General features: G+C 33.3%; 6 protein-coding genes. All 6 read left to right on the forward strand.

Features of this window, described 5'->3' with window-relative positions; all coding sequences use genetic code 11:
* Positions 1-22 precede the first annotated feature (22 nt).
* The 6 genes from HNP25_RS05850 to HNP25_RS05875 all read left to right on the forward strand — a co-directional run bounded on the left by HNP25_RS05850 (position 23) and on the right by HNP25_RS05875 (position 13,978).
* Positions 23-3,076: an NPCBM/NEW2 domain-containing protein gene (locus HNP25_RS05850; protein ID WP_184131756.1), complete on the forward strand. Its 3,054-nt coding sequence runs from the start codon at positions 23-25 to the stop codon at positions 3,074-3,076.
* Between the two features lie 126 nt (positions 3,077-3,202).
* Positions 3,203-4,075 carry a sialate O-acetylesterase gene (locus HNP25_RS05855; RefSeq protein WP_184131759.1) on the forward strand — a complete coding sequence of 291 codons (873 nt, stop codon included), beginning with the start codon at positions 3,203-3,205 and terminating at the stop codon, positions 4,073-4,075.
* Between the two features lie 72 nt (positions 4,076-4,147).
* Positions 4,148-5,581 carry an alpha-L-fucosidase gene (locus tag HNP25_RS05860; RefSeq protein ID WP_221432413.1) on the forward strand — a complete coding sequence of 478 codons (1,434 nt, stop codon included), beginning with the start codon at positions 4,148-4,150 and terminating at the stop codon, positions 5,579-5,581.
* An 88-nt stretch (positions 5,582-5,669) separates the two neighbouring features.
* Positions 5,670-7,952: an alpha-N-acetylglucosaminidase gene (locus HNP25_RS05865; protein ID WP_184131762.1), complete on the forward strand. Its 2,283-nt coding sequence runs from the start codon at positions 5,670-5,672 to the stop codon at positions 7,950-7,952.
* Between the two features lie 314 nt (positions 7,953-8,266).
* Positions 8,267-12,331 (forward strand): hybrid sensor histidine kinase/response regulator transcription factor, encoded by a 4,065-nt coding sequence (locus HNP25_RS05870; protein WP_221432414.1) that lies wholly within the window; start codon positions 8,267-8,269, stop codon positions 12,329-12,331.
* A 201-nt stretch (positions 12,332-12,532) separates the two neighbouring features.
* Positions 12,533-13,978 (forward strand): alpha-L-fucosidase, encoded by a 1,446-nt coding sequence (locus HNP25_RS05875; protein WP_184131765.1) that lies wholly within the window; start codon positions 12,533-12,535, stop codon positions 13,976-13,978.
* Positions 13,979-14,044: the final 66 nt, after the last annotated feature.

A 14,044-nucleotide genomic window follows, 5' to 3' on the forward strand; every position in this document is an offset into this window, starting at 1 on the left:
ACTTAAATTAATAAAAAAAGTTATGAAGCATATTATTGCCATACTATTACTATTTCCTACGATATTATTTGCTAACCCCATTAACATTTCAAACTCAAAAATTAGCGTTGTTTATCAGCATAAAAAGCTCTCCTTTTTTAACAAGCCATCTAACAAGTTATTTATGGATGATATTGTTCTAAATCTTGATGAGGAAGCAAAAACACAGGTAAATCAAATCAATCAACAGCCATGGGGTAAAGGAACAGAATTGACGATTTGGGATCGGTTTGATAATAGTATTAAGGTATCTGTTTTTAATACATTACCATTTGTATTAATTCAGAAGACTATCAGAAATCAATCTTCTCAAGAGATGAAAATTGATAAAGTAGCTTTGTTAGAGGGGAAACTATCTTTACCTGGTAATCTTTCAGATTATAAAACAATAAGCTCTGCTGGATTAAAACCAGCAACTACCAATATTGGAAGCTATATGTATTTGGCTGTTGGTAATCAAAAAAATAATGAAGGTGTCGTTTTTGCTTGGTTAACCGCTAATCGTGGAAGTGGTATTGTATTCTCTAACAAATTGAAAGATCAGTTGCAGTTAAAGGCAAGTATCGACTATGGTGATTTGAGAATTTCTTCAGGACAATCTGTAGATTCTGAAATCTTAGTTGTTGGATATGATACTGATATTAGAACTGGATTAGAAACGTATGCAGATGCAATTGCCAAAAACATGAAAATCAAACTATTACCTCAACCTACTATTTATTGTACTTGGTATCATGGTGGAGCATCTGATGAAAAGAAAATAGCTGCGAATACGGATTTTGCTTCACAACATTTAAAACCGTATAGTCTGGATGTGATGCAAATTGATGACTATTGGCAATCTGGTATTCGCAACAATGGCCCTCATCGGGATTTTTCTAAAGCAAACCCAACAGGTGCTTATCCTTCGGGTATGAAGAAAACAGCTGACTATATCAACTCAAAAGGAATGACCGCAGGAATTTGGTATATCCCTTTTGCAGGTTCATGGTATGATGAATATTGGAAAGATAAAATGGATTTGTTTCTAAAAGAAGGTAAATCAAATGATAATCACTTTCCTAAGATAGAAATTGAGAATAAACCAACTTTCGCAAAAGGTCAAACACCTTTTGATGCTAGTTGGGGAGGAACTTGTTTAGATTTAACAAATCCTAAGGCACTAGATTATGTTGGGTTTATAGCAAATCGTTTATCAAAAGAATGGGGTTATAAGTATTTTAAGATGGATGGTTTATGGACTGGAACAGGTACAAGACTCCAGTATGTAAATACTGAATATAAAGATGATGACTTAGGTATGCAGATTCGATATAATCCAAACATCACACCCATCGAAGCTTTTGCTAAAGGTTTAGAGACGATTAGAGAGGCTGCTGGAAAAGATGTTTTCCTATTAGGCTGTACTCAAACTCAGAACATGAGAGTTTTTGGCCCGTCTATGGGTAGAGTCGATGCGATGAGAGTTGGACCAGACAATGCTGCTACTCTGCGAGGTGTTGTAATTGGCCCTCAATTTTCATCTCGCTTATATTTCCTGAATAAACGAGTTTGGTATAATGATCCAGATCCAGGATACCCACGTATTAGCCTTCCGATTGAGATAGCACGTACTTCTCTATCGTGGATATCTATCACAGGATCATTACACGGTAGTAGTGAACAATATGCTGAACTACCTGCTGACCGCCTTGATTTATTAAGAAAAACAATGCCTTCACATAATTTAAAAACAGTTAGACCTGTTGATTATCTAGAGAATGATCCACCTAAAGTTTGGCATTTGTCTGACTCCATTAGTGCTAGTCGAAAAGATGTTATTGGCTTGTTCAATTTTAATAAAGATAATTATTCAGATGTTACTTGCTCTTTAAGTCGAGTAAATTTACCTAAGGCTAAAAAGTATGTTGGTTTTGATTTTTGGGAAAATAGATTTATCCCACCTTTCGATGGTCAAATATCTGGTTTGTTAACTCCTGGTGCTTGCCGAATTATTGCGATTAAACCTGAACGGGATTACCCCCAAGTTATAAGTACTTCAAGACATTTAACTCAAGGTATTATTGATATGACCGACGAGAAATGGAACAGCTCAAAAAATACACTAAGCGGGATTAGTGAGGTATTAGCTAATGACGTATATGAACTAAGGGTAGTGGTTCCTGTTTCAAAAAATAATAGTGGTTTAGTGGTAGATAAAGTATCAACTGATGCCCCATCTCTTAAAACATCTGTTCTTCAAGAAGGTGGCGTAATAAGAGTGACTTTACTATCTCCGACTTCTCAAAAAGTTAAATGGACTATTAACTTTAAAAAAGGAAACCTTAATATGAAAGAAGCTAGAGAGATTGAACTAAAAGCTAATTTAGACCTTGATCAAGTAGCACTTAAATGGAATCATGCTACTGAATTCCAGTACAGAATCACTAAGAATGGGGAGCTACTAGGAGAATTATCTGCTGAAAAGTTTATTGACAGACAAGTTGAGCTAGGAAAAACATATACTTACAGTGTTGAGGCTCAAGATTGGAATGGAAATTGGAGTAAAACTTCTACGGTAAAGGTGGATATGCCTTTAAATTATCCAACGCCTGCGACTCCCCCCCTTCCAAATATCCTTTGTTCAGACTTAAAACCTATTGCAGGTGCAGTTAAGGTTAATCAAACTACTTATGCCGCTCCAATCTCTTTGGATGGAAAGTCAAACTTAAATGGTATCAGTGTAGTCCCTGCACTTGATGTAAAGTATAATATTCCTGATAATTCAAAAAAGTTCGTTTCAACGGTAACAGTTGATAGTAGTATCCCATTAAATAAAAATTATAGTTGTTCTTTTGTAGTTATTGGTGATGTGTTAGAGATGGGTGAACCTCCTGTGGAATTATCAAGAAGTCCTGCTCTCAAAGCTGGGCAAAAATGGAACTTTGATATAGCACTAACAAGCCGATACAAACAAATAAAACTGGTTTCAAGGCCTACAGGAACAGCTGTAAAAGACGTGAGTATCAATTGGATTAATGCTGGGTTTTTAAAGTAATAAGCACAATAGAACATAGGCTTTGAAAGAATATAATAAAGTATCCTCTCAAAGCCTATGATAAAAATGAATGGGCTTTGTTAAGGCTATTCTAGCAAAATGTACTTTATTTTATCAAAATCTTTTATGAAAAAAGTAGATATATCAAAAATAGTAATTCTGTTTTTTATCGTTTTTGCTTTAGGATTTATTAGTAGTCCTAATGTTTATTCATTTAATAAACTTTCAGCAGGCGATACGCTTGATATTAAACAATTTAACAACGAAGATTTTACTGTAATCTTTACTTTTGGACAATCAAATTCAGCCAATTATGGTCAAGGTATGTACACATGCAAACAAGATGTGTACAACTGGTATAAAGGGAAAATGTTTAAGGCAAAAGACCCATTGCTTGGTGCTGATAACAATAGAGGATCTGTCTGGACTAGACTCGCCGATAAATTGATTCAAGAAAATTTTGCAAAAAAAATATTAATTGTACCCATCGGTATCGGTTCAACAGAGGTTGCTCAATGGGCGAAAGGTGGCAAGCATAATGAACTTGTTTTACAAACAATCAAGGCTTTAAATACACAGGGTATAATAGTTGACTATATCCTATGGCATCAGGGAGAATCAGATAATTTAAGGAATACAAGCAAAGAACTCTATATCCAAAGATTTGAAAGTGTTCGTGAAACCTTTAGAAATAATAACCAGAATGCACCCATCTTTATTGCAATAGCAAGTTATCATCCTAGTGAAAACTCGTTAACTAAAAAGAAATTAGGAATTGACCCAACTATACAGGAAGCACAATTAGCACTTACCAAAATCCATAAAGATATATTTCTTGGAGCGAATACAGACAAATTAGACAAGTCATATTATAGGCATGATGGTATTCATTTCTCTGTACTTGGACTCGAAAAACATGCTGAATTATGGTTAAAATCGCTTAAAAAGTACATCCCAAAAGTAAATTCAAAATGTTTCATTAGCTTCCAAGCTTTTTGAAGAGGTCTGTTAGCTATTTTTTATGATGAACCTTAAAAATATTGTATCAAAACGCAAAAATAAAACTTTACAGTGAAAAAAAGACTTTTAGTAATCGCCATCATATTAGTAATTATCATACCTTGTCTGAAGGCTTTAAACTATAGTCCCATTATAAATAGTGGGCTAAAAAAAACTCTTCCAGAGCTACAAAAAGAATTTTTGAATCTTCGTTTTGGAATGCTTATTTGCTTTGGCAGTTCTAACTTTTCTGACCATGACTGGGCTAATCCCAATATATCACCAAAACTTATAAATCCAAAGAGTCTAAACTGTAAGCAATGGGCAGACGCTGCTGCTTCAGCAGGAATGACTTATGGATGTCTTACAACGAAACATCACAGTGGTTTTTGTATTTGGGATACTAAAACCACTGATTATAATATCATGAATAGCCCCTTTAAAAGAGACATTGTAAAAGAATTTGCAGAAGCATTCAGGAAAAAGGGTCTTAAGGTTTCATTATATTATTCGATTCTTGACATCCACCACAACATAAGACCAGGATGGGTAAATCAGCATAAAAATAAATTTATTAAAAAGCAACTAACTGAGCTTTTAACAAAATATGGAGAGATTAATACCTTACTCATAGACGGATGGGATTCGCCATGGTCTCGGATAAGTTACGATGAAATTTCTTTCAGTGAAATATATAAACTAGTAAAGTCTTTACAACCCAATTGCTTAGTTATTGATCATAATGCTGCAAAATACCCTTCTGATTACCTATTCTATTCTGACATAAAACAATACGAGCAGAATGCAGGTCAATTAATTTCTCGAAAACACAATAATCTACCCGCACAAGCAGGCATTCCTATCAATCTTAATTGGTTTTGGAAAAAAAGTAGTCCAAACGAAATTGTAAAAAAGGCAGAATTCTTAGTCAACGATAATTTAATTCCACTTAATCAAGTACATTGTAATTTCCTTTTAAGTGTAACCCCAAATCGAGATGGGCTACTTGACAATAATGTAATAGTAGAATTAAATAAAATTGGCAAAATTTGGGATCATAGTAAATTACCATCTAATTCGATTGTAGTACAAAAGCCTTTCACTACCACTAATTTTGCCAAAAAACAGAGGACTAACTCAAGTTGGGCAGAAGATATAGCTATTTCTGATATGGCTACAGATGATGATTTTAAAACATGTTGGATTCCTTCAATATATGAAAAAAAATCCTACTTAGAGGTCATTTTTGACAAGCCAAAGTCTTTTAACACAATTGGTATCGTTGAGTCTGATTATGGCAAACCATTTGAAGCTAAAACTAAACTTAAAGCATACAAGCTGCAATATTGGGATGGTGAAAAATGGGGAAATATCAACATTAAGGAGGATTTTAATCGTATCCGTTTTCATCATTTTCCTCTATTAAAAGCTAGTAAAGTTAGAATTCAAATACAATCTTGCGAACCTCAATTTGGTATTGCAGAGTTATTAGTTTGTAAGGAATAGCTCAAGAAATTTTTAGTAAAAGGCTTATTTAAGTCTTTTACTAATATACTCTCTTTTTCAACTATCACAATCAATAAAAATAATCTTTATGAAAATAACTCCTTATATCAAATACATTACCTTTTTCGCTACTCTGCTATCTGTTGGAACTGGGTATTCAAACCCTGTAAAGTTCAGTTATGAACTCATTGAACGGGTAATCCCAGGTTATAGTAGTCAATTTATAATAGAGGAAATTCCCAATAATACATTGCAGGATACCTATGAAATTAATGTAAAAGACAACAAAGTTCTGTTACGAGGTAATACAGGTGTAGCAATTGCAACCGCTTTAAATTACTATTTAAAATACACTTGTAATGTCCATATTTCATGGACGGGTAAGCAAATAAATTTACCGTCAAAACTTCCCCTTCCAATTAACTCAATAAAGGGAGTTATCAATGGTAAACACCGTGTGTACATGAACTATTGTACATTAAGTTACTCTGCTCCATGGTGGGATTGGGAGCGTTGGCAACAAGAAATTGATTATATGGCTATGAATGGTATTAATATGCCCCTAGCTGTGACAGGCTTAGAGGCGGTTTGGTATAATACCCTTTTAAAATTCAATTTTACTGATACTGAAGCTCGCAAATTCTTGGCTGGTCCAGCTCACTTAGCTTGGCAATGGATGCAAAATATTCAAAGCTATGGTGGTCCTTTGCCTAAATCATGGATTGACAGTCACTTGAAACTAGGTCAAAAAATACTTCAACGTGAACGTGAGTTGGGAATGACTCCAATTATGCAAGGATTTTCAGGCTACGTACCTCGTGAAATGAAAGAAAAATTCCCACAATCAAAAATTGCCTTTCAATCTGGTTGGGGTGGGTTTAACAAGGGAGCAGCACAAATTGACCCAACCGACGAGCTATTTGAACGATTTGGCAAAGAGTTTTTGAAAGAAGAAGAAAAACTATTTGGCAAAAATAATTATTATGCCGCTGATCCATTCCATGAAAGTGCCCCTCCAATCAATACCCCAGAATACCTAAATGCAGTTGGTGTTACCATTTATAATTTATACAAGTCTGTTAATAATAATGCAATTTGGGTAATGCAGTCTTGGAGTTTACGCAAAGAAATTGTCATGGCTGTACCTAAAAATGACTTATTAATTTTAGATTTAGGAGGTAAAAACAGCAAAACGGAGAATTTTTGGGGATACCCTTTTATCTATGGAACACTTCACAACTTTGGTGGAAGAATTAATCTACACGGAGATTTAAATTTAATGGCTAAAAATCAGTACGAATTACTTTATGCTAAAGCTCCAAACCTCTGTGGAACAGGTTTTTTTATGGAGGGGATTAACCATAATACTGTATTTTTTGACCTTGCTTTTGAGATGAATTATCGTTCTGGGTCAATCAATGTACATGAATGGTTAAAAAATTATGCTACAAGGAGGTATGGTTCAACATCTGTCAATGCTCAAAATGCTTGGGAACTATTATTAAAAGGACCATATAATATTGGTACAAATCAACTTGAATACAGCTCAATTATAGCTGCTCGCCCTGCCTTAGATGTCAAAAAATCAGGCCCCAATGCAGGCTTCAAAATTCCTTATTCTGAAGCACTACTTTATGACGCTCAAAAACTCCTTTTAGAGGACGTTGATAAACTAAAAAAATCTAGCCCTTATCGCTTTGATTTGATAGATATCCAAAGGCAGATAATGACTAATTTAGGACAAACTATCCATAAAAAAGCTATTCAAGCATATAGGAGCAATGATAAAAAGGCATTTAAATTACATTCTCAACGCTTTATCGCCTTATTAGAAGATACCGACCGCATGCTCCGTTGTACTTCAGTGTATAATTTTGATAAATGGCTTCATGATGCAAGAAGTTGGGGTAACACACCTGAAGAAAAAGATTTGTTTGAAAAAGACGCCACTTCGTTACTTACTATTTGGGGGTATGAAGGAAAAGTCCCAACAATTTTTGATTATGCCTGGCGTGAATGGAGTGGTTTGATTGATGGTTTTTATAAAGTTCGTTGGAAAATGTTTTATGATATGTTACAAAATTCTTTAGATACTGGGGTTATATATTCAGAGCAAAAATTACCTCAACAATATGGCAAAGAAGCTTTTAGAGCAAATGACTTCTATAATAAATTGGGGGATTTTGAAGAAAGTTACATTATTACTTATAATAAACAGCGTTCTCCGATTACTGCCGGAAACGATGTCGCTCTCGTGAAAAAGTTCTATAAAAAATATAAAAATCTATTTCTTGAATATCATGATGATTTGCCAAACATTCCAAAAAATATTGATAACAAAAAGACCTATGAAAATCTTGGTAATAATTGATTAAGAAAATGAAACTGTTTAAACTTTCTCTTATGACCGTAGTAAAGTCTTATAGAAATGGGTATTACGATTTTTTATTGTATTAATATACTTAGCTTAATAAATTCAAAATTACAATTTTATAAAAATACAAGCATTTACATGCACAAGCGGAAAGTTTAAACAGTTTCAATAATATTCATCAATATTGAAATAAATAAATCAATATTTAAACTAATAATAACCCTTTGATACCCTAAATTGCCTTTCATTAAGCATAACCATAGAATTGTGCTTGATTGATTTTTTATAGATTGCATAAACTAGTTGTTTCCATGATAAACTTTAAAGCCTACATATTTTTTGTAATGCTTTTTGTAGCAGAGTTCAACCTCTGGGGTCAAATTTATCCATATAACTTTAGAAGTATTTCGATTGACAATGGGTTATCGCAGAGCACTGTTTACTCAATTACACAAGATACCTTGGGGTTTATTTGGATGGCTACTCAAGATGGTCTTAATCGTTATGATGGCTATGCTTTTACTGTTTATCATCCTATTAATGGTGATGCAAATAGCTTACAATCTAATTACTTAAAGAGTACGTTTCTTGATAGTGATGGTCATGTATGGATTGGTGGGGACAGAGGAGTAAGTAAGTACAATCATTTGACAAATCAGTTTATCAATTACAAACCTGTCCGCAAATTTGTTGGTGAATGGTTTGTTTCAGCCATTACTGAAGGAAAGGATAAGAGTATCTGGATTGGTACCAATTCAGGCGAAATTTTTGTAATTGATGCTACCAAAGGCACTATAAAACAGTTTTTTTTTGATAGTATCAAATATGGTATCAAAAGTATTAATTGTCTTAAATTCTACAATGACAGACTTTATATTGCTACAAACGTGGGGCTATATACCAAAACGCCGAATACAAATCGCTTATATAAAGTTAAATTCGATTCAGAGGTTTCGCCATCATCTGTAAATGATATTATGATAGATAATAGCACATTATGGATTGCGACAGAAGGTAATGGGTTATTTAATTATAATTTGAGAACAAAAACTGTAAATAATTACCTTCACGAGGTAGGTAATGCTCAAAGCCTTGCCAATAACGATGTTAGAGGTATCAGTAAAGATGCTACTGGAAATATCTGGATTGGCACTTTCAAAGGATTATCTGTTTTGCATAAAGACTCTAAACAATTTCAAAATTATTACCATCAGCTAAATTCACCCTATACAATCAGCCAAAACTCTATTCGTTCCATTTTCAAGGACAGACAAGGCGGTATGTGGCTTGGAACATATTATGGAGGGGTAAATTATTATCATTCAAGTGATTTAAAGTTTAATAACCTCAACCAAAATATGGGTAAGGTGTCGTTGAATGACCAAGTAGTAAATACAATAAAGCAAGATAAAGGCGGAAGCTTTTGGATTGGAACAAACGACAAAGGCCTAAACCACTGGAACCCAAAAACCAATAGCATAAGCTATTATACTCATAACGAAGCTAATAAAAATAGCTTGAGTTCGAACAATATTAAAAGTCTCGTTTTTGATGAAAAGGATAGATTACTGTTAGGAACGCATAATTCTGGATTGAATATTTTGGATGTAAAATCAGGTAAGTTTACAGTCCTTAAAAAAGACCCGAAAAATGACCGAAGCATTGCTGGTGATATGGTTTATGCTTTACTAAAAGATCATAAATCTCGTATCTGGGTTGGTACACGAACAGGGTTTGATTTTTTTGACTCAAAAAATAATACTTTTAAACATATTTTACTTGATGCTGCGGGTAAACGCCTTAGTTCTGACGAAATCTCTTTTTTAATGGAAGATTCAAAGAACCGTATTTGGATAGGTACAACCAACGGTGTAAATCAATTTTATCCTGAAAGTGATTTGTTTAATGTATTCCAAGGCTCTATGCTTAGTAACGAGGTCGTTAATTGTATTACCGAAGACCCGAAAAAGAGAATTTGGATTGCTACACGATACGGGCTTAATTTGTTTGATGAAGCACATCAAACTTTTATTTCGTTCAAAGAAAGGCCTGAATTTCCACAAGGAACTATCTATGGATTATTAACGGATGAAGTGGGGAACTTATGGTTTTCGTCTAATAACGGTTTGGGGTGTTTTAATCCAGAAACCAAAGAAACCAAGTGGTTTGATACCAACGATGGTCTTCAAAGCAAGCAATTTAACATCTATGCCTTTTGTAAAGCTAAAGACGGCATGATGCTTTTTGGGGGCATCAATGGCTTGTCTTACTTTTACCCAAAAACTATCTCACAAAGCCCTTTGAAGCTTAAATTAAGTTTTACTGGTTTGGAATTATTTGATAAAATAGTAATTCCAAATGATGAAAATGATATTCTTAGTGCGCATATTGATCGTTCAACAAACTTAATTTTGAAACACGATCAAAAACAGTTTTCGATAATATTCAATACTTTTAATTATATCTCGGCAAGTCGCACAAAATATACGTTTAGATTAAAAGGCTTTGATACTAAATGGTATTTCACTAATTCCCCCAAAGTAACTTATAGTAATTTAGGTACAGGTGAATATGTTTTTGAAGTAAAAGCAATTGGACCAAGTGGTGAAATGAGTACACTCAGAACAATAAATATTGAAATATTACCCGCTTGGTATGCCAGTTCTCTATTTTTATGTAGTTTATTTTTACTCATTTTAAGCTTTGGATATGTTGTTTACCGAAATATATCTGAGCGAATTATCACGCTAGAACAACTGAAACAGGAGCGTATCGAAAGAGATAAAATCAATTATATCAATCAGGTAAAAACAGATTTTTTCACTAACATATCTCATGAATTACGAACTCCCTTAACATTAATCCTGGCTCCTTTAGAAGAGATAATGAGTAAGCCAGTGAATGATAATTATCTGAAAAATCAATATAGATTGATGCTATCCAATACCCGAAAACTGTATCATTTAGTCAATCAATTATTTGAATTTCGAAAGGCAGAGGCGGGTACCTTAAAATTGTGTGTAGAAAAATCAGATTTGGTAACTTTCGTAAAAGAGATTTATAATTCTTTCAAACCTATTGCTGAACGCAAAGATATTAGCTATGATTTCATCTCATCAGAGATGAGTATCATTACTTTTTTTGATAAAGATGTAATTGGCAAAATCTTGTTTAATCTATTATCTAATGCCTTCAAATACACGGATTTTAATGGTAAAATTAAAATAGAATTGATCGTATCTTCAAAAAATGTTGTCATTAAAGTCTATGATAATGGAATTGGTATTCAGCAAGAATATCTTGAAAAAATCTTTGAGCGATTTTACCAGATAGATGCTAAGGAAACAAACTTAGGTTCAGGGATTGGTCTTGCTTTTACTAAATATCTGACAGAGTTACATCACGGTAGAATTACCGTTGATAGTGTCTGTGGGCTTGGTAGTACATTTTCATTTGAATTCCCACTTGATAGCACGGTTTATCAAAATGATATGCTTCGATCAAATGGAATTATTGATGCCTCTTTTGAAGATACTTGGATACCAAAATCAGGTTTGTTATTGGATGAGAATTGGGGAGAAAATGTTCAATTACCACAAAAAGAAACAATACTCATTGTAGATGATAACTCCGAGATTCTCAATTACCTTGCTAGATATTTCCAGCAATTTTATCATGTAATAACTGCAAGTAATGGTAATCAAGCATTAACTGAGCTGAATGAAAAACAAATTGATTTAATCATAAGCGATATTATGATGGCTGAATTAGATGGAATTAACTTATGTATAAAGATTAAGAAGAATATTCAGACCTCGCATATTCCAATAATTCTATTAACTGCCAGAGCCGAGACAGAACAACAAATCAAAGGTATTGAAGTCGGTGCAGACGACTATATTACTAAACCTTTCTCCATTAAGTTGCTGTCTATAAAGGTTCAAAATATCTTGCATTCTCGAAAACGATTAAAAGAATATTACTCCGCTTCCAAGGATATTATTCCTGAAAATGTTGCCTTTAATATTTTAGATGAAAAATTCTTGAAACAGGCCATGAGAATTATTGAAGAAAATCTTTCAGAGTCTGACTTTTCAGTAGAAAAGCTTAGTCGTGAAATTGGGATGAGTCGTTCTAACCTTTATCTAAAAGTTAGAGCTATTACTGGCGAGTCTGTTACTGATTTTATTAAAAGGATTCGCTTCAAAAAAGCCATTGAATTACTAGAAGAAAAACAATATACAATTGCTCAAATTGCATATATGTCTGGATTTAATTCACCATCTTATTTCTCAACGGCTTTCAAACAGTATCATGGATGTATGCCTACAGAATATTTGGCAAAAACTGACCTTGACATAAACCAAACTACTTGACTACTTAATAACTTTTTGAAAGAATCATTCACCAAATGATTTATAGCCCTTAGTCTTTTTAGGGTATGGATAGTTATGTGATTTCCTCAAAACATGCGATTAGACATAAGCGTATTTGGACAGAGAAAATCACTAGAAATTGTATTATTTTTTAACACTTAATAAATTTTAATTTTTCAAAACAATAATTGGTAAAATAAGATGACGAATAAAGTACTTTTTTGTAAAAAAAATGTTTTCACAGGTCTATTGCTCCTTGCTATCAATCTGCTACATTTTAATTATACTACTAAAGCTCAGACAGCAGCAAAACCTTTATCAGTATTACAACAATCTTTCTTGGATTTACGCTTTGGTATGTTTATTCATTTCAACATACCAACTTACGGAGGACACGATTGGCCTGATCCAAATCTTTCTCCAAAAGTGTTCAATCCCAAGAAACTTAATTGTGAGCAATGGGCAGATGCAGCTAAGTCTGCTGGAATGACTTATGGATGCCTAACAACAAAACATCATAGCGGCTTTTGTATTTGGCCAACCAAGACAACTCCCTATAGTGTGAGTAGTAGTGATTTTAATAGAGACGTTGTTAAAGAGTATGTAAATGCATTCCGTAAAAAAGGTTTAAAAGTATTTTTATATTATTCAATACTTGATACCCACCACAATATCAGACCGGGTTGGTTCAACAAGAATCAACAACAATTTATCAAAAATCAGCTTACTGAACTACTTACAAATTATGGTGAAATTAGTGGTTTGATAATTGATGGATGGGATGCTCCTTGGTCAAGAATAAGTTATGAAACGATTTCTTTTCAAGAAATTTATAGTCATATTAAATCATTACAGCCTAATTGTTTGGTGATGGACCACAACGCTGCAAAGTACCCTGCTGAATTTCTATTTTATTCAGATATAAAACTTTATGAGCAAAACGCAGGACAAATAATTTCTAGAGAAACGAATTTAATTCCTGCAGAAGCTGGGCTTCCAATAAATATTAATTGGTTTTGGAAGAAGACTTCGCCATCTGAGGTAGTGAAAAGTGCAAAATTTATTGTCGAAGAAAATTTAATTCCACTTAATAAAGCACATTGTAATTTTATTCTCAATGTTGCTCCTAATACTGATGGTTTGATTGATGATAATGCAATCGTCGAATTAAAAAAAATCGGGCAATTATGGAAACATACTGGACCTGCCGAAAAATTACCTTTTTATCAGGTTCCTATTGTTGCTTCTAATCTAGCCAAACATCAAAGAACTAATTCGAGTTGGTCTGAAGATATGGAAATTTCGGATAGAGCTGTCGATGATGATTTTTCAACCACTTGGGTTCCTTCTAGTTTTATAAAAGAACCACACTTAGATATTATTTTTAGTAAACCTACATTAATTAATTCAATTGGTATTGCTGAGTATGCTTACAATAATGGCAAGCCATTTGTTTCTAAACTACAAACATATAAGCTTCAATATTGGACTGGTAAGAACTGGCAAGATTTAAAAAGTCAAAATGAAACAAGCCGTGTTCGAGTTATTAATTTCCGTACAGTTTCTACCACTAAGGTTAGATTAAAGATTAATTCATATCAGCCAGGGTTAAGTATTTCCGAACTGATGGTTTATCATAACAAATAAACCTTAAAGTGTATTACTACAATTTTCACAAAAGCAATAGGCTTATTTCTGATAAAATTAAGTCTA

This window comes from Arcicella rosea (assembly GCF_014204325.1).
Classification (GTDB): Bacteria; Bacteroidota; Bacteroidia; order Cytophagales; family Spirosomataceae; genus Arcicella; species Arcicella rosea_A.